Raw genomic sequence first — 16660 nt, 5'->3', positions numbered from 1 at the left:
CCCTTAATTAATTATTAGCAGCCGCCTCTGGCTGGTTGATTTTTGCCGGAGCCGGACGCTCCGATTTTGGCGTAGCATACCAATAACCTAATCCCATGAATACGACACCGGACAAAGTATTACCGAGTGTCACCCACAGCAGGTTATGACCAATTCCTGACAGGGTATAAGCTTCGCTGTGATGACCGAACCAGGAGAGGGCAAACAGCGTCATGTTGGCCACCGAGTGCTCGTAGCCGGAAGCGATAAACGCCAGCAGACACCACCAGATAGCGAGGAATTTTGCCGCGCCTTCGGTACGGATTGCCATCCATATTGCCAGACAAACCAACCAGTTACACAGTGCGCCTTTAAAGAACAGCACCGTTGCAGGCGCGGTGGTTTTCGCCAGCGCGACCGAATGGACGATGCTGGTATCGACCGGCAGCAGACTGCCGCCTCCCCAGCTATAAAGCAGGGCGACAAACACGGATCCGACCAGATTTCCCAGCCAGGTTTGCGGCAGGATAGCCCACATTTGGCCGTGGCTGATGGTGCCCGCTTTGACGCCGAGCGTCAGGAACATGGTGTGACCGGTAAACAGTTCTGAACCGGCAATAATAACCAGCGTTAAGGCGATACCAAAGGTTGCACCCATCACCAGCGGACGTACGGACGGGTCGAGCAGGTTACCGAGGGTAAAAATAAGGATGATGCCGAGGCCAACGTAGGCCCCTGCCATTGCCGAACTGACCCAGAACCCGAGCGGGTTATTTGCCGACAGGCGTGCGATGCGCGCAGCGTTAGCCGCACACTTATTGATAGTGTCTGTGAACATGTGTTGATTATCCTTGAAGTACAAAAATAAAAAGAAATCGTAACCGTAGGCCGGATAAGGCATTTATGCCGCCATCCGGCAATGTGCTTTTGCAATTGCCTGATGGCGCTACGCTTATCAGGCCTACCAATAAAAGACCTACAAATACGTCAAAAAAGGGGAGGCGTTGCGCCTCCCAAAAATTTATTAACCGCGCAGTTGCACCGTGCCGTCTTTCACTCGCGCTTCGTAATGTTTCACGGAGAACTGTTCGTCTTCCATGCACAGTCCGTCACTTAAACGAAAACGCTGTTTTTTCAGCGGGCTGGCAACCCACAATTCGCCCTGATGTTCAGCAATAAGCCCACGAGAAAGCACGCTGGACTCAAAGAACGGGTCGATGTTGCTGATCGCAAACACCTGGTCGCTGTGATACGGGCGGAAAATTGCAACCTGCTCGTTACCTAACAGGGCGCAGACGCCTGTTGCAGGCAGAATGTCATCGATTTTGCAGATGTTTTTCCACTGGCTCATGCGTTTTCCTCCACCAGAGTCACCGGGATACGCTCATAAGGCGTGGCCGGACGATGTTGTTCACGTTCAGGCACAACCTGGACATTCGGATCGCGTTTATCGCTGTTGATAAAGTGTTTGAAGCGAACCTGCGCGGATGGAGTGTTAACGGTTTCTGTCCACTCGCAGACCACCGCTTCACGCAGACGGGCCATCTCTTCTTCAAGATGCTGGTTCAGGCCCAGCTTGTCGTCGATGATGACGGACTTCAGATACTCGATGCCGCCTTCCAGATTGTCTAACCACGGTGCGGTACGGGTCAGTTTGTCGGCGGTACGGATGTAGAACATCATGAAACGATCAAGGTACTTGAGCAGCGTTTCGCGATCGATATCTGCTGCCAGCAGGTCTGCATGGCGAGGTTTCATCCCGCCGTTACCGCAAACGTACAGGTTCCAGCCTTTCTCAGTGGCGATGATACCCACGTCTTTGCCCTGAGCTTCCGCACATTCGCGGGTACAACCGGAGACGCCGAATTTCATTTTGTGCGGGGTACGAATGCCTTTGTAGCGATTTTCCAGCTCCACGCCGAAGCCGACGCTATCGCCGACGCCATAACGACACCAGGTGCTACCTACGCAGGTTTTCGCCATACGCAGCGCTTTGGCATACGCGTGGCCAGTTTCAAAACCAGCTTCAATCAGCTGACGCCAGATTTCCGGCAGGTCATCTTTCTGCGCGCCGAACAGACCGATACGCTGAGAACCGGTAATTTTGGTGTACAGGTTAAATTCACGCGCGATACGGCCCACGGCCACCAGGCCTTCAGGGGTAATTTCGCCACCCGCAGAGCGCGGGATCACGGAGTAAGTACCGTCTTTCTGGATGTTAGCCAGGAAGTTGTCGTTGGTGTCCTGCAACGGCGTGTGCTGCGGTTTGAGGATGTACTCATTCCAGCAGGAAGCCAGCAGAGAACCCACGGTAGGTTTACACACTTCGCAGCCGTAGCCTTTCCCGTGTTTGGCCAGCAGCTCTTCGAAGGTTTTGATGCCTTCTACACGGATGAGATGGAACAGTTCCTGACGTGAGTACGGGAAGTGTTCGCACAGGTTGTTGTTAACTTCGATACCCTGTTTCGCCAGTTCGGCGTTCAGGACCTGCGTTACCAGCGGGATACACCCGCCACAGCCGGTACCGGCTTTGGTTTCCGCTTTCAGCGCCGCAACGGTATGGCAGCCTTTGTTGATAGCGGCAACCAGCATGCCTTTGGTGACGTCAAAGCAGGAGCAAATCTGCGCGCTGTCCGGCAGTTTGTCGACACCGATAGATGGCTTACCGCTGCCCGCGTGTGCTGGCAGAATCAGTGAATCTGGATTTTCCGGCAGTTCAATGGCGTTCAGCACCAACTGCAGCAGATTGCCGTAATCGCTGGTGTCGCCAACCAGAACCGCGCCGAGCAGGGTTTTGTTATCTTCGCTAACGATCAGGCGTTTGTAGACTTCTTTGCTTTCGTCGAGATAGACATAGCTACGTGCACCCGGCGTGCGAGCATGCGCGTCACCAATACCGCCGACGTCAACGCCGAGCAGCTTCAGCTTGGCGCTCAGGTCCGCACCTTCAAAGGCGTTTTCAGTTTCGAGAATATGGTCAACGGCAACCTGCGCCATTTTGTAGCCAGGAGCGACCAGACCATACACGCGGTTGTTCCAGCTTGCGCATTCGCCGATGGCATAGATGTCCGGGTCAGAAGTCTGGCAGGTGTCGTTAATGACGATACCGCCGCGTGGCGCGACGTCAAGGCCGCACTGGGTAGCCAGTTTGTCGCGTGGACGAATACCGGTAGAGAAGACGATGAAATCGACTTCCAGTTCGCTACCGTCGGCAAAACGCATGGTTTTGCGCGCTTCGGTGCCTTCCTGAACGATCTCTTTAGTGTTTTTGCTGGTGTGCACACGCACGCCCATGCTTTCAATTTTGCGACGTAACTGCTCGCCACCCATATGATCCAGCTGTTCAGCCATCAGCATTGGGGCGAATTCAATCACGTGGGTTTCAACGCCGAGGCTTTTCAGCGCACCAGCGGCTTCCAGGCCCAGCAGGCCACCGCCTACCACGGCACCGCGTTTGCTACGGCGCGCGCAAGACTCAATCGCGTTGAGGTCTTCGATGGTGCGGTAAACGAAGCAGTCCTGGGTTTCCGAACCTTTAATCGGTGGGATCCACGGGTAAGAGCCCGTCGCCATGATTAGCTTATCGTAGTAAACCGTACGACCTGCGCTGGAGTGGATTACTTTCTCCTGGCGGTTAATGGTAATTGCGCGCTCGCCCACTAACACCTTAACGCCATGCTTCTCGTAGAATCCTTCACGCACCAGAGAAAGCTCTTCGGCGGTGTGGTGGGAGAAGTAGGAAGACAGGTGTACGCGGTCGTATGCTTTGCGGGGTTCTTCACAGAAGACGGTAATATCAAAATTGGCAGCGTCGGATTTATCAAGAAGATCCTCAATAAAGCGATGGCCGACCATACCATTACCGATAATAGCGAGTCTGACTTTGCTCATTTTTGCCTCGATTTCTTTTCTATTACTGCCTACCTTAACGATTCAGCAACCGCACTTATTGATGCAAATCAAATTCGCCCTTATATACTCCTTAAGAGGTATATAACTGATTTGTCAGCATTTTTATAAGTGACGGAATTATTTGAGTTTTCGTGTTTGTATAAATAGCGTACAAATTAAGGGGTTTTTGTAAGAATTGGCCTACATGACCAGTGAAAGAAGAGAGGAGGCGAAAATATGCCGGATGATGTGGATACCATCCGGCAGTGTGTAGACCGGGCTAGCGAAGCGCCCCCAGCACTGAGATTAATGCGTTGCTGGCGCGTTATGCTGGCGATGACGCGTGACGAAGCCAAGAATAAAGCACATTACGAATACAACCGCATACAAGCCGTTAGCCGTCTGCAATGCCGCCTGCGGGCCGCTATGTGCCACAATAGGGCCGGTTACCACGAAGGTGAGCATAGTACCAATGGTGCCGCAGGTCAGAACGAAGTTAACTAGTTTGGGTGAGGCGACCTTCGTCTGCTGGGAGCCAAGGGTAATGATGGTGGTATAAATCGCGCTGGAGAAGAAGCCCAGCGTCAGAATGAACCACGGCATATGTTCCGGCGTACCCGTGATAAACAGATACATCAGTACGGTGGCCAGACCCGCCAGTACGGTCAGGATGCGTTGCAAATCGAAGAAGCGCAGAATGAAGCTAAACGCCCACATGCCAACCATGTAAGACATCCAGAAGTCGCTGACCAGTTTACCTGCGTCGTTCAGGCTCATACCCAGGCTTTTGGCGTATTCCGGAACCCAGGAGATAAAGCCCAACTGACCGAGGATGTAGCACAGCGCGGCGATCGCCAGAAACAGCACGCCAATCCCCCATTTTTCTTTTACTACCGGCGCGTCTGACTGCTGAGCGTGTTTACCCAGTGCCGGAAATTCACAACCAAAGGTCAGCAGGAAAATAGCGACGTATACCAGGCCGATGCAGGCATAGACCCAATACCATTCGATGCTGCGCGCTAACAGGAACGCGGCAACCATCGGGAAAATCATACCGGCCATGCTGAAGAAGGAGTCAGTAAACAGCAGGCGGGAACCGCGCTGGCGACCTTCGTACATTTGAGTTACCAGGAACGTACCAATCGACATGGTTATACCGCTCACAAGACCCAATACAAACATGGCGGCAGAGAACAAGGCCAGGCTATGGCTGAGCATCAGTCCGGCGACTGCCAGTACCATCAGGATAAAGCCAAAGCGCAACTGGGTTTTCAGGGGCACGATTTCCATTAACCATGCATTCAGAAAGATAGAGATCAGAATGCCGGCATTCAGGAAGGTGAAGGTGTTACTCATGCTGGAAACGGGCAAATGGAAGTAATCTGCGATGTTTCCCATCACCATCCCGGTGACAATTACCAACGCACCTGTCAGGGCGTAGGAGAGAAAGCTAATCCATGTGAGCTTGATGCGATTGCTGTTAGTCATGACTGGCCTGTATAGAAGTGTAAGGCGCATTGACTGCGCCGTGAGCGGGCAGATTTTAGGCGCTTTTGTGATGTATTTAAATATTTATTGGTAATGAGTTTGTTTATTACATTTTTGGATGTGATCTAAATCACATTGATCCATGCGGCAGTAAGGTTACATTTGTTTCAAGTACGTAAAATTAGGTAAAGGGATGGCCTTGTCCTTGAAGGCTCTTTAGAATCAATTCACTTGCTTCATTTCTGCTCTTGTTAAGGAATTCTCATGCTCAAATCGACTCTGGCGGCTGTTGCAGCTGTTCTCGCTCTTTCTGCTCTCTCTCCCGCAGCACTGGCAGCAAAAGGTGACCCTCATGTTCTGCTGACAACCTCTGCTGGTAACATTGAGCTGGAGCTGAACAGTCAGAAAGCCCCGGTTTCAGTGCAAAACTTTGTCGATTATGTCAACAGCGGTTTCTATAACAACACTACGTTCCACCGTGTGATCCCTGGCTTCATGGTGCAGGGCGGCGGTTTTACCGAGCAGATGCAGCAGAAGAAACCTAACCCGCCAATCAAGAATGAAGCCGATAACGGACTGCGTAACACCCGCGGCACGATTGCTATGGCGCGTACAGCGGATAAAGACAGCGCGACCAGCCAGTTCTTTATCAACATTGCAGACAACGCTTTCCTCGATCACGGCCAGCGCGACTTTGGCTATGCTGTCTTCGGAAAAGTTGTGAAAGGTATGGATGTCGCGGATAAGATCTCTCAGGTACAGACCCATGATGTCGGTCCATACCAGAATGTTCCGTCAAAACCGATTGTTATCCTTTCTGCTAAAGTTCTGCCGTAATCGTATCTAGCGCGGGTAGTTCTTGCCCGCGTTCCCCCCTCTCTCTGCGTAACCCGAAATTGCTGCTTATACTTGTGGCAAGTGTCGGCTCATTCAGGGAGGTCACGTGAAAAAACTCACCGATAAACAAAAGTCCAGGCTGTGGGAACAGCGGCGAAACGCCAATTTCCAGGCCAGTCGACGGCTGGAAGGCGTAGATATTCTACGGGTTACTCTGAGTGCTGAAGACGCTCTGGCGCGTCTTGAAGAGCTGAGGAGGCACTATGAGCGATAAATTCGGTGATGGTCGAGACCCGTATTTATATCCGGGCCTGAATGTCATGCGTAACCGTCTGGGGATTCATCAGGCGCAGCGTTTGGCGCAGGCGGCTTATGAACTGACGGCGCTGCGTGCGGCGACTATCGAATTGGGGCCGCTTAAACGAGGCTTACCGCACCTGTGCGCCATTCATCGCCAGCTGTATCAAGATATTTTTGACTGGGCGGGACACCTGCGCGAAGTCGATATTTACCAGGGCGATACTCGCTTTTGCCATTTCGCCTATATCGAGAAAGAGGGCAATGCACTGATGCAGGACCTGGAAGATGAGTCCTGGCTGGTGGGATTACCGGAAGACAAGTTTGTCGATCGTCTTGCGCACTATTATTGCGAAATCAATGTGCTGCATCCGTTTCGCATTGGTAGCGGTCTGGCGCAGCGTATTTTCTTCGAACAGTTAGCGATTCATGCAGGGTATGTGCTGAGCTGGGATGGCATTCCGGTTGAGGAGTGGAATCAGGCTAATCAGAGCGGGGCGATGGGTGACCTGTCTGCACTGCGGGCGATATTTCGTAAAGTGGTAAGCGAAGCACCGGAAACTGAGTAGAATAGCGCGGTTCTTATGTACCGGAGCCGCCATGATCCTGCTTATCGATAACTATGATTCTTTCACCTGGAACCTGTACCAATACTTCTGCGAACTGGGGGCAGATGTCCTTGTCAGGCGCAACGACGAGTTGACGCTGGCGCAAATTGACGCGCTGAGCCCGCAAAAAATCGTCATTTCCCCGGGACCCTGTACGCCGGATGACGCCGGTATTTCGCTGGAGGTTATTCGCTATTTCTCAGGGAAGATCCCACTGCTGGGCGTTTGTCTGGGGCACCAGGCGATGGCGCAGGCCTTTGGCGCGACCGTGGTTCGGGCGGCGAAAGTGATGCATGGTAAAACGTCGCCGATTACGCATAACGGGCAGGGCGTTTTTCAGGGGCTCGCCAATCCATTAACGGTAACGCGCTACCATTCTCTGGTGGTCGCTCCCGAAACCCTTCCTGACTGCTTTGAGGTGACCGCCTGGAGTGAAACACAGGAGATCATGGGTATTCGCCACCGGGAGTGGGATATGGAAGGGGTGCAGTTTCACCCGGAGAGCATTCTCAGCGAACAGGGGCATCAGCTGCTGGCTAATTTCCTCAACCGGTGATTTGTGGTTGCTATTCAGTGATTTTTTATTCATATTTTGTGATTATAATTTCACTAGCATTTCTGCTTAACAGGGTGGTAATGACATGGCAACTGAACAAACTGCAATTACACGCGCGACATTCGATGAAGTGATTCTGCCGATTTATGCACCGGCTGAGTTTATCCCGGTAAAAGGGAAAGGGAGTCGAGTATGGGATCAACAGGGTAAAGAGTATGTTGATTTCGCGGGCGGCATTGCAGTTACCGCGTTAGGGCATTGCCATCCTGCGCTGGTTGAGGCGTTAAAAACCCAGGGTGAAACCCTGTGGCATACCAGCAACGTTTTCACCAACGAACCGGCGTTACGCTTAGGTCGTAAACTCATTGATGCGACTTTCGCCGAGCGCGTACTGTTCATGAACTCCGGTACCGAAGCTAACGAAACCGCCTTTAAACTGGCGCGCCACTATGCCTGCGTGCGTCATAGCCCGTTCAAAACCAAAATCATTGCCTTCCATAACGCGTTTCATGGTCGCTCGCTGTTTACCGTATCCGTCGGCGGGCAGCCGAAATATTCCGACGGCTTTGGACCAAAGCCGGCAGATATCATCCATGTCCCGTTTAACGATCTGCATGCGGTCAAAGCGGTGATGGACGATCACACCTGCGCGGTGGTGATCGAGCCTATTCAGGGCGAGGGTGGTGTTACTGCGGCAACGCCGGCATTCCTGCATGGCTTGCGTGAACTTTGTGATCAGCACCAGGCGCTGTTGGTATTTGATGAAGTACAGAGCGGGATGGGGCGTACTGGCTCACTGTTTGCCTATATGCACTACGGCGTGACGCCGGATATCCTCACCAGCGCCAAGGCGCTCGGTGGCGGTTTCCCGGTGAGCGCGGTGCTGACCACCCAGGAGATTGCCTCCGCGTTCCACGTGGGTTCACACGGCTCCACATACGGCGGTAACCCGCTGGCCTGCGCGGTTGCGGGAGCTGCGTTTGATATCATCAACACGCCGGAAGTGCTGGAAGGTATTCAGGCCAAACGCCAGGCGTTTGTTCAGCATTTGCAGAAAATTGACCAGCAGTTTGACATTTTCAGCGACATTCGCGGTATGGGACTGCTGATTGGCGCCGAACTGAAGCCGCAATTTAAAGGCCGGGCGCGTGATTTCTTGTACGCCGCGGCGAATGAAGGCGTGATGGTATTGAACGCCGGACCGGACGTGATGCGTTTCGCGCCGTCGCTGGTGGTGGAGCAGACTGATATCGATGAAGGGATGCAGCGCTTCGCGCAGGCCGTGGCGAAAGTGATGGGTTGACGGATTGCCGGATGGCGCTACGCTTATCCGGCCTACGAATCACACCTTACTCTGTAGGCCGGATAAGGCGTTTACGCCGCCATCCGGCAACTCTCTTAACCTTTCATGTCCCGCAACCGGCGGCTCAGCCAGATCCCATGGTGCGGTCGCTGACGCCACGCTACCGACGAAATGGTGTGCATGGTGTTCAGATGCCCCAAAACCCGCTGCAGATGCTGCTCAAGGGTGCTTAAAGGCCCATGGGACAGCATCTCTGGCGCTTCGAGAATATTCACATCGCCGGAGCTTCCGGGACCGTCATATTCTAGCCGCTGCTGACAGCGCTGGATCGCAATTTCACAGGACTCCAGATACCGCTGCGCCAAATCCGGCGTCAGCATCGTATGTTCCCTTGCCAGCGTAGTCATTGCGTTGATGTGTTCGACGATGAACTGGCTATGCGTAACCCACAGTTTCATGTCCGCCAGGTAGTGCGAGTTGAACCCTGGCTCCTGCATCGCCTGGTTCAGCGAGTTGAACAGCGTGTTATGCGCCTGGTTGACCCGCATGCGTTGATACGCCAGCGGTGTGGCCTGGGGATCGTGGCTAAGAATCAGGCGAATGGCCTCCTGATCGGCTTCTAACGCATCGTGGGCGTTTTTACGCAGTAAACCGCTCTGCCACTGCGGCCACAGCCAGAGCATCCCGCCAAAAGCGATCAGGCAGCCAGTGATCGTATCGATAAACCGCGGCACGATAAACTGTTCCCCGTTCAGCGTCAGCAGTTGCAGGGTATATACCGCGGTGACCGTAAAGCCGACGGTAGCCCAGCCGTAGTTTTTGCGGATGGTCAGATAACTCACCAGGGTTATCAGCAGCATGCCTGCCAGCGTGTAACCTTCCTGGATATGAAAGTGCAGCGTGACGCCAGCGATCACCAGACCGACGAGCGTCCCTACTGAACGGTGTAAAATACGTACCCGGGTTGCCCCGTAGCCATTTTGCGTGACGAACAGGATTGTCATCAAAATCCAGTAAGGTTTTGGCAGGTGTAAGGCGCTGCCCATCAGGCTGGCAATGCTCAACATGACGCTGATGCGTCCGGCATTACGCAGCGCCGGGGATTTCAACGACAGATAGCTTTTCAGGGCAGGGATCAGCGGCAGCCGACGCTGCTTGTCAGCCATTAAATCACGGGCATACAGTGGTCGCTGGGTGCGTAGCACACGGGCAATACGGCTGAAGTGCCAGTAGCAAAATTGACCTACCGGATTGTCCGGATGCTGGTTGGCGATTTTCTCCAGCGTGCCAATCTGCTTTTCCATTGAGAAACGGGTCGGTAAGCGGTGATACAAAATATCATCGGCCAGTACGCGAAGGCGTTCGGCGACAGTGCGCGCGTTCCAGCGAATCACTTGTTCGGCGTGGCTACGTTCGACCAGCTTTTGCACCTCTTCCGGCTGGTGGAGGCTAACGGAAATATGTTCCTGTAAATCGAGCGCCTCCTGAAAGGCACGTAGCAGGCGCTTATAATCGTTGTTGCGATGCGCCGACAACATATGCATTTGCTGATAGCACTGGGTAATTAAATCCACCGCTTTTTGCTGGCGCACCAGCAGGGGAGGCAGCGCTTTTTCTGGATCGGCATGCTGGGTCAGCATGCTGTACTTGGCCTCACAGTAATCGGCTAATTCGCGGTACAACAAGCTGAGCGACTCACGCAGCGGCTGCTCGCGCCACATCCAGAACCAGAACCAGTTGAACAGACCGTACCACAATGTGCCCAGCGCGTAGATTAGCAGCGGCTCCCAGACGGGCATGTTACCTGCCAGACTGAGTGTGAAAATTGCCGCAATAAGCGAGGCAGGTAGTAGTCGCGCATGCAGAGGGCCTAATTCTGCGGTTACACCAAGAATCAGCGTCAGGCCGGTGAGGATCAGCGGTAGCGGTATAGTCTGTGCCAGCAGTAATTGCATGATCAGACTGCATCCGGCAAACAAAGACGCGCCAATCACTAAGCGTTTGAAAAAGCGCTTATGCGGGGTATCAAGACCGGCAATATTGCAGCAGGCAGGGACGAGGGAAAAGAGGAGTCCCAGATGAAGCTGACCGATGATCAGACCGACGGCCACAGGTAAACATAGCACCAGCGTTTGTCGTAGTGCGTAGTTGATCTCTGGGTGGTATATCAGTCTTCGCCACATCGGAGCAAACAAAAGTGGCGCATTACGGGGTAACGCGCCACTTCGATGGGGTTAACGTGTGCCGTAGACGACGATGGTCTTACCGTGTGCGGAGATCAGGTTCTGATCTTCCAGCATCTTCAGAATACGACCGACGGTCTCACGGGAGCAGCCAACGATCTGGCCGATTTCCTGACGGGTGATTTTAATCTGCATGCCGTCCGGGTGGGTCATCGCATCAGGCTGTTTCGCCAGATTCAGCAGAGTCTGCGCGATACGACCGGTAACGTCGAGGAAGGCAAGGTTGCCCACTTTTTCAGACGTGACCTGCAGACGGCGAGCCATCTGAGAGGACAGGCGCATCAGAATATCTGGATTGACCTGGATTAATTGGCGAAATTTTTTGTAGGAAATTTCAGCGACTTCACATGCAGTTTTAGCACGGACCCAGGCGCTGCGTTCCTGACCTTCTTCGAAGAGGCCTAATTCACCAATAAAATCGCCCTGATTCAGATAAGAAAGGATCATTTCTTTCCCTTCTTCATCTTTGATCAGCACTGCCACTGAGCCTTTAACGATGTAGTACAACGTTTCCGCTTTTTCACCCTGGTGAATCAGCGTGCTCTTCGATGGGTACTTATGAATATGGCAATGAGACAAGAACCATTCGAGAGTCGGGTCTGTTTGCGGTTTGCCAAGCACCATGCGCGGTTATCCTCTGTTATAAGCTGTCTCCAGAGCCAAAAAACATCCTGTCTCTGGGTTTGCAAAAATGTGCTTCCCGCTACCTGGGAAGGGGGCTGTCAATACGTGCGACGGCCTGTAATGTGATGTCCTCTGCATACATGCAGTACGTCAATGTATTACTGTAGCATCCCGACTGTTTTAGCATAGCTTTCGCCGTGTGTCTCCTGGTGTCTCGCTTCAGCATGACGCAGGTCGCCTTCCGTTGCGAGATTTGTTGTGTGCGCGTAATCTGTCAGGAAAATTGATGCATCGGAGTAATAAAATATGCAAGCACGTGTTAAGTGGGTTGAAGGGCTGACCTTCCTCGGTGAGTCCGCCTCTGGCCACCAGATTTTGATGGACGGTAACTCCGGTGATAAAGCGCCGAGCCCGATGGAAATGGTCTTAATGGCTGCGGGTGGTTGCAGCGCAATTGATGTGGTGTCGATCCTGCAAAAGGGTCGTCAGGATGTGACCAACTGCGAAGTGAAGCTGACCTCCGAGCGTCGTGATGAAGCGCCGCGCCTGTTTACCCATATCAACCTGCATTTCATCGTAACGGGTAACGATCTGAAAGATGCGTCCGTCGCACGTGCGGTCGATCTTTCGGCGGAAAAATATTGCTCCGTGGCGCTGATGCTGGAAAAGGCGGTGAATATTACCCACTCCTATGAAGTGGTTGCCGCGTAATTGCTGATGCCGGATGGCGGCGTTGCCTTATCCGGCCTATAGGGTGATGTTGAGTCGTAGGCCCGATAAGCGAAGCGCCATCGGGCGCTTTCCACATATCACTCTATCTTTTTGCCTTCCATCAGTCGCTGCACCAGCGGCAGCATAATCAATTCCATCGCCAGACCCATTTTTCCGCCCGGTACGACCAACGTATTGATATGAGAAATGAATGAGCCCTGCAGCATGGCCAGCAGCCACGGGAAGTCGATCCCTTCCAGATTACGAAAATGAATCACGACAAAGCTTTCATCGAGTGACGGAATGCTCTTGGCGGCAAAGGGATTAGAGGTATCGACGGTTGGTACGCGTTGGAAGTTGATATGCGTACGGGAAAACTGTGGTGTGATGTAATTGATGTAATCGTCCATTGAGCGCACCACCGAGTCCATCACCGCTTCACGCGAGTGTCCACGCTCGCTGGTATCGCGGGTCAGCTTCTGGATCCACTCCAGGTTCACGATCGGCACCACGCCAACCAGCAGATCGACATGCCGGGCCACATTTTGCTGAGGGGTGACAACGCCGCCGTGAAGTCCCTCATAGAACAGGACATCCGTCGGTTCAGGCAGCGGCTGCCAGGGCGTAAATGTCCCCGGAACCTGATTCCACGGTACGGCCTCATCGTAGGTGTGCAGGTATTTACGCGACTGACCTTTGCCCGTCTGGCCGTATTCAATGAAGGTTTGCTCCAGCAGACCAAAGTCGTTAGCTTCGGGGCCGAAATAGCTGATATGCCGCCCGGCATCGCGTGCTTTGCGAATCGCCATGTCCATTTCCGGACGGGTATAGCGGTGAAAACTGTCACCTTCCACCTCGGCGGCGCGCAGGTTTAACTGCGCGAAAATTTTACGAAACGCGAGGCTGGTGGTGGTGGTCCCCGCGCCGCTGGATCCTGTTACCGCAATCACCGGATGTTTGGCAGACATAACAACTCCATGAAATGGTTGTAATTATAGTAAAGTCGGCCGGCGGCTACGGATTACTCGTGAATCTGCTTCCTCGGCATAATGTTGACCGTTTCATGCAGTTCGGACCACACCAGCACGGCTTCACCTGATTGTAGTTGGCGTTTGACGTCGGCGACTTTTTGTTCGAGCGAGCGTTCATGTTCACCGTAATCGGTGCCTTCACGCAAGACAAAGCTTTCAATCAGATTGTCCAGCGCGTCCGGAGAGATATCTTGCCATGGGATAATCATGATGACGCCTCCAGATACGTTGTCAGCCAGTCCGGGATTCTTGATTCCAGCCACATCTCAGGACGGCGCACTGTGCCACCAATAAATCCGACGTGGCCGCCATGTTCAGTCAGCTGATATTCCACCTGCGAAGGCAGATTTTCCGGTTTCGGGATCACGTGATGATCCATAAACGGATCGTCTTTAGCATGGATAATCAGCGTTGGTTTGGCGATCCGATTGAGCAACGGCATGGCGCTGCACTGGCGGTAATAGTCTATAGCATCGGCGAAACCGTGGATTTTGGCGGTGATCAGATCGTCAAAATCGCGAATGCGGCGCAAAGATTTCAACTGGGCCAGGCTTACCGGCAGCGAACCGGGATACGCCTCAAGCTTACGCGAGGCGTTGGCTTTCAATAAATTGAGCAGGTAGCGCTGATAGACACGGGAAAAGCCCTTGTCCATATGGTAGCTACAGGCTTCGAGCACGAAAGGCGCAGAAACGATAACCGCTGCATCTATCGGAATATTGTTGCCTTCTTTTGCCAGCAGACAAGCCAGCATGTTTCCACCGAGTGAATAACCTACCGCGGCGGTCGGTGCGCGACCGAACTCACGTTCCAGCCAGTGTAAAAACCAGGTGCCATCTTCTGTTTCACCGGAGTGATAAATACGGTTCAAACGATTGGGCTCACCACTGCAACCGCGAAAATGCATTACCACGCCCAGCCAGCCGCGCTTTTGTGCTGCTTCAATCAGGCCATGTGCGTAGGGGCTGTTCAGACTACCTTCCAGACCGTGAAAAACCACCAGGCGCGGTTTGTGTTTCGCCTGTTGTGGATCTTCACTCCACGCCAGATCGACGAAATCACCGTCGGGCAATTCCAGACGCTGCCAGTGGGCGTCGAACTTCACCTTACGGCGAATTAATCGCGGCAGCATCGTCTGCAGATGGCGGTTACTGATACCGCGCATCGGGCGGAATTCTCGCGAATCGTCGGTAGGTGGGGTCATTTCTGTGGACGTGATTTCAACCATAACACCGGAGCAATTAATAATCGGAAAGAATAACTATACCGCGCACAGCGCGTGCGGGTTAGCCAATATGTGATTTTGTCGCTAGTCAGTCAGCAGGTTACGCGAGAAAAAATGAAAATCGACGTTAGGTTTACGTCGCCACAGGCGGGCTTTACGCGTCCCTGTCGCCACGCTTTCTCCAGTATCTTCAAACATTCCTGACGCTTCAAAGCGACGAATCAGACTTTTACGCTGGATCGACTGACCGAGGATCACCTCAGTGGCTTCGAGTAGTTGCCCATGGGTAAATGTTTCCGGCAAGCAGTACACTGGCAGGAGCGAGTACATCGTTTTTTGCCGCAAGCGATGCAGCGCCGCTGTAATGATTTTCTCGTGATCAAACGCGAGTGAATAGTTTTTCAACTCATCAACCGGCACCCAACGGGCATTGCTGACGCTGGCGATATGGGGCGCGCAGTCTACCCAGGCGATTAGTGCAAACCAGGTGACCGTCAGGCTCCAGCCGCGCGGGTCACGATCAGGCCCGGAAAAGGTATCCATTTGTTCCAGCCACGAAGGCGAAACACCCGTTTTTTCAGTGAGCTTGCGCAGCGCGGTGGCACGGGTTGAATCATCGTTTTCGATATCAATAAAGCCGCCGGGTAATCCCCAACGTCCTTTTTGCGGCTGCATTGCCCGCTCGACCAGTAATACGCACAGCGTCTGCTGATGCAGGGTAAATAACGCACTATCTACCGTCACCAGAGGTGAAGGGAAGCGGCTGGCGTCGTACTGATTCAGGTAGTCGGCTTCGGTGGTCATAAGGTACTCACGATGATTTGTAACGCTGATAAGTGTACCAGCCCGGCACCGGGGGGCAAGGTTCGTTTTTTCTCATTACTTATCAGTGGATTAACTAACAGCTTAAAAATAATTCATTTTCTGCTTGCTTAATATGTGTCTTAGGGACATTATTAATTGTGTCGAAGGGACATAATTAAGGGGTGAGCGCGATGAACATAAAATTGACACTAACTTTGGACGACCAGGTCTATGCCGTTGCCAGCGGTGTTTTTCCTGATGGTGCTGTCTGGTTAAAAGTCACCGATGCGTTGCCAACCTTTGCTCGCCTGATGCGCATCCGTGCCACGGCTATGCGCGATATGAACGATTTTATGCTGCTGGCGCAACTGGTTGAGGCGGTCCGTCATCAGACCGATGTACTGGTCAGCCATCTCGACCTTCCCTGGCTGCCGTGGGCGCGTCAGGACAGACATATGGTATCGGGTGACAGCTTTGCGCTGAAAGTCTTCGCCAGTCAGCTCAATACGTTGAAATTTGACAAGGTCAACGTGCTCGACCCGCACAGTGACGCGGCGGCGGCGGCAATCGACAACTTTGTGGCGATCCCCCAGGAGGTTTGCCTGATGCAAAGCGCGTCATTATCGCGGCTGTTTCAGCAAAACGCGCTGATGTTGGTTGCTCCCGATGCAGGATCGCTGAAGAAGATTGATGCCGTAGCCAGAGCGGCCGGTGTGGAGCAGTACGCCATCCTGAGCAAAAAACGTGATGTGGCAAGCGGCAGCCTGACGGGATTTACGTTATTGGCCGGAGACGTCAGGGGGAGGGATCTGCTGATTGTCGACGACCTGTGTGATGCTGGCGGCACCTTCATAGGTTCTGCGCAGGTGCTACGTGATGCCGGTGCCCGCAGCGTTAGCCTGTACGTCACCCACGGGATCTTTTCTAAGGGCGTTGAACACCTGTTTGCTAACGGTATTGACGCCATCTACACCACCACTTCTTTAGCTGCCCCGACGCTGGAACATCCGCAGCTTGAACTTATCGATATTGACGCGATTTACCGCGCCTGAGGGAGAGACCT

16 protein-coding genes and 2 pseudogenes are annotated in these 16660 nt (G+C 53.2%); 8 read left to right on the top strand and 10 right to left on the bottom strand.

Translation table 11 applies throughout. The annotated features are described in order from the left end of the window. Positions 1-7: 7 nt before the first annotated feature. The 4 genes from nirC to tsgA all read right to left on the bottom strand — a co-directional run bounded on the left by nirC (position 8) and on the right by tsgA (position 5358). On the bottom strand, positions 8-817 hold the full coding sequence (gene nirC / locus C2U41_RS20580) for a nitrite transporter NirC (protein WP_003023587.1): 810 nt from the start codon (positions 815-817) through the stop codon (positions 8-10). A 186-nt stretch (positions 818-1003) separates the two neighbouring features. Beyond that, positions 1004-1330 carry a nitrite reductase small subunit NirD gene (nirD, locus tag C2U41_RS20575; protein WP_003023590.1) on the bottom strand — a complete coding sequence of 109 codons (327 nt, stop codon included), beginning with the start codon at positions 1328-1330 and terminating at the stop codon, positions 1004-1006. Continuing rightward, on the bottom strand, positions 1327-3870 hold the full coding sequence (gene nirB, locus C2U41_RS20570; RefSeq protein WP_003023592.1) for an NADPH-nitrite reductase large subunit: 2544 nt from the start codon (positions 3868-3870) through the stop codon (positions 1327-1329). The genes nirD and nirB overlap by 4 nt, the downstream gene beginning before the upstream one ends. Before the next feature lie 306 nt (positions 3871-4176). Then, positions 4177-5358: an MFS transporter TsgA gene (tsgA, locus tag C2U41_RS20565; protein ID WP_003023593.1), complete on the bottom strand. Its 1182-nt coding sequence runs from the start codon at positions 5356-5358 to the stop codon at positions 4177-4179. A 264-nt stretch (positions 5359-5622) separates the two neighbouring features. On the opposite strand from tsgA, the gene ppiA reads away from it, so the two are divergent. The 6 genes and pseudogenes from ppiA to C2U41_RS30190 form a co-directional block, all read left to right on the top strand. Continuing rightward, positions 5623-6195, top strand: coding sequence for a peptidylprolyl isomerase A (gene ppiA / locus C2U41_RS20560; RefSeq protein ID WP_003023595.1), 573 nt, complete (start codon positions 5623-5625; stop codon positions 6193-6195). A 106-nt stretch (positions 6196-6301) separates the two neighbouring features. Next, entirely contained in the window at positions 6302-6469 is a 168-nt protein-coding gene (locus C2U41_RS20555) for a YhfG family protein (protein WP_003023597.1), read from the top strand. Beyond that, positions 6459-7061: a putative adenosine monophosphate-protein transferase Fic gene (locus C2U41_RS20550; RefSeq protein WP_103848265.1), complete on the top strand. Its 603-nt coding sequence runs from the start codon at positions 6459-6461 to the stop codon at positions 7059-7061. The genes C2U41_RS20555 and C2U41_RS20550 overlap by 11 nt, the downstream gene beginning before the upstream one ends. Positions 7062-7092: 31 nt before the next feature. After that, on the top strand, positions 7093-7656 hold the full coding sequence (gene pabA / locus C2U41_RS20545) for an aminodeoxychorismate synthase component 2 (RefSeq protein ID WP_003837945.1): 564 nt from the start codon (positions 7093-7095) through the stop codon (positions 7654-7656). Between the two features lie 85 nt (positions 7657-7741). Beyond that, a complete protein-coding gene (gene argD / locus C2U41_RS20540) occupies positions 7742-8959 on the top strand; it encodes a bifunctional acetylornithine/succinyldiaminopimelate transaminase (RefSeq protein ID WP_003837946.1) in 1218 nt (405 codons plus the stop codon). A 4-nt stretch (positions 8960-8963) separates the two neighbouring features. Beyond that, positions 8964-9062, top strand: a pseudogene (locus C2U41_RS30190) (hypothetical protein); the annotation flags it as partial. Here C2U41_RS30190 and C2U41_RS20535 read toward each other — a convergent pair. Both C2U41_RS20535 and crp read right to left on the bottom strand, forming a co-directional pair. Then, positions 9055-11142 (bottom strand): YccS/YhfK family putative transporter, encoded by a 2088-nt coding sequence (locus tag C2U41_RS20535; RefSeq protein WP_016151089.1) that lies wholly within the window; start codon positions 11140-11142, stop codon positions 9055-9057. The pseudogene C2U41_RS30190 and the gene C2U41_RS20535 sit on opposite strands and share 8 nt — an antisense overlap. Positions 11143-11193: 51 nt before the next feature. Further along, entirely contained in the window at positions 11194-11826 is a 633-nt protein-coding gene (gene crp / locus C2U41_RS20530; protein WP_000242758.1) for a cAMP-activated global transcriptional regulator CRP, read from the bottom strand. A gap of 306 nt (positions 11827-12132) precedes the next feature. Between crp and C2U41_RS20525 the strand changes: the two genes are divergently transcribed. After that, complete coding sequence (locus C2U41_RS20525) at positions 12133-12537, top strand: OsmC family protein (RefSeq protein WP_003023611.1); 405 nt, start codon at positions 12133-12135, stop codon at positions 12535-12537. A gap of 98 nt (positions 12538-12635) precedes the next feature. On the opposite strand, the gene C2U41_RS20520 is transcribed toward C2U41_RS20525, so the two are convergent. From C2U41_RS20520 to C2U41_RS20505, 4 genes and pseudogenes are all read right to left on the bottom strand, one after another. Beyond that, positions 12636-13505 carry a phosphoribulokinase gene (locus C2U41_RS20520; RefSeq protein WP_003827751.1) on the bottom strand — a complete coding sequence of 290 codons (870 nt, stop codon included), beginning with the start codon at positions 13503-13505 and terminating at the stop codon, positions 12636-12638. A 53-nt stretch (positions 13506-13558) separates the two neighbouring features. After that, positions 13559-13777 carry a YheU family protein gene (locus C2U41_RS20515; protein ID WP_003023615.1) on the bottom strand — a complete coding sequence of 73 codons (219 nt, stop codon included), beginning with the start codon at positions 13775-13777 and terminating at the stop codon, positions 13559-13561. Further along, positions 13774-14842 (bottom strand): annotated as a pseudogene (locus C2U41_RS20510) (hydrolase). Before C2U41_RS20510 ends, C2U41_RS20515 begins: the two are co-directional and overlap by 4 nt. A 35-nt stretch (positions 14843-14877) precedes the next feature. Then, positions 14878-15597 (bottom strand): NUDIX hydrolase, encoded by a 720-nt coding sequence (locus C2U41_RS20505; protein WP_103848266.1) that lies wholly within the window; start codon positions 15595-15597, stop codon positions 14878-14880. Between the two features lie 191 nt (positions 15598-15788). On the opposite strand from C2U41_RS20505, the gene prs reads away from it, so the two are divergent. After that, positions 15789-16649: a ribose-phosphate diphosphokinase gene (gene prs, locus C2U41_RS20500; RefSeq protein ID WP_032937275.1), complete on the top strand. Its 861-nt coding sequence runs from the start codon at positions 15789-15791 to the stop codon at positions 16647-16649. The last annotated feature ends 11 nt before the right edge of the window (positions 16650-16660 follow it).

This window comes from Citrobacter freundii complex sp. CFNIH4 (assembly GCF_002934505.1).
Classification (GTDB): domain Bacteria; phylum Pseudomonadota; class Gammaproteobacteria; order Enterobacterales; family Enterobacteriaceae; genus Citrobacter; species Citrobacter freundii.
Note: the sequence above shows the minus strand (reverse complement) of the source record. Positions and strands in the feature narration are given on the sequence as shown.

What these genes read in the sequence shown, in the direction of transcription:
- nirC (WP_003023587.1), bottom strand. Translation starts at nt 817, where the DNA reads ATGTTCACAGACACTATCAATAAGTGTGCGGCTAACGCTGCGCGCATC.
- argD (WP_003837946.1), top strand. Translation starts at nt 7,742, where the DNA reads ATGGCAACTGAACAAACTGCAATTACACGCGCGACATTCGATGAAGTG.
- prs (WP_032937275.1), top strand. Translation starts at nt 15,789, where the DNA reads ATGAACATAAAATTGACACTAACTTTGGACGACCAGGTCTATGCCGTT.
- ppiA (WP_003023595.1), top strand. Translation starts at nt 5,623, where the DNA reads ATGCTCAAATCGACTCTGGCGGCTGTTGCAGCTGTTCTCGCTCTTTCT.
- pabA (WP_003837945.1), top strand. Translation starts at nt 7,093, where the DNA reads ATGATCCTGCTTATCGATAACTATGATTCTTTCACCTGGAACCTGTAC.
- C2U41_RS20515 (WP_003023615.1), bottom strand. Translation starts at nt 13,777, where the DNA reads ATGATTATCCCATGGCAAGATATCTCTCCGGACGCGCTGGACAATCTG.
- C2U41_RS20550 (WP_103848265.1), top strand. Translation starts at nt 6,459, where the DNA reads ATGAGCGATAAATTCGGTGATGGTCGAGACCCGTATTTATATCCGGGC.
- C2U41_RS20535 (WP_016151089.1), bottom strand. Translation starts at nt 11,142, where the DNA reads ATGTGGCGAAGACTGATATACCACCCAGAGATCAACTACGCACTACGA.
- C2U41_RS20525 (WP_003023611.1), top strand. Translation starts at nt 12,133, where the DNA reads ATGCAAGCACGTGTTAAGTGGGTTGAAGGGCTGACCTTCCTCGGTGAG.
- C2U41_RS20505 (WP_103848266.1), bottom strand. Translation starts at nt 15,597, where the DNA reads ATGACCACCGAAGCCGACTACCTGAATCAGTACGACGCCAGCCGCTTC.
- nirD (WP_003023590.1), bottom strand. Translation starts at nt 1,330, where the DNA reads ATGAGCCAGTGGAAAAACATCTGCAAAATCGATGACATTCTGCCTGCA.
- tsgA (WP_003023593.1), bottom strand. Translation starts at nt 5,358, where the DNA reads ATGACTAACAGCAATCGCATCAAGCTCACATGGATTAGCTTTCTCTCC.
- C2U41_RS20520 (WP_003827751.1), bottom strand. Translation starts at nt 13,505, where the DNA reads ATGTCTGCCAAACATCCGGTGATTGCGGTAACAGGATCCAGCGGCGCG.
- crp (WP_000242758.1), bottom strand. Translation starts at nt 11,826, where the DNA reads ATGGTGCTTGGCAAACCGCAAACAGACCCGACTCTCGAATGGTTCTTG.
- nirB (WP_003023592.1), bottom strand. Translation starts at nt 3,870, where the DNA reads ATGAGCAAAGTCAGACTCGCTATTATCGGTAATGGTATGGTCGGCCAT.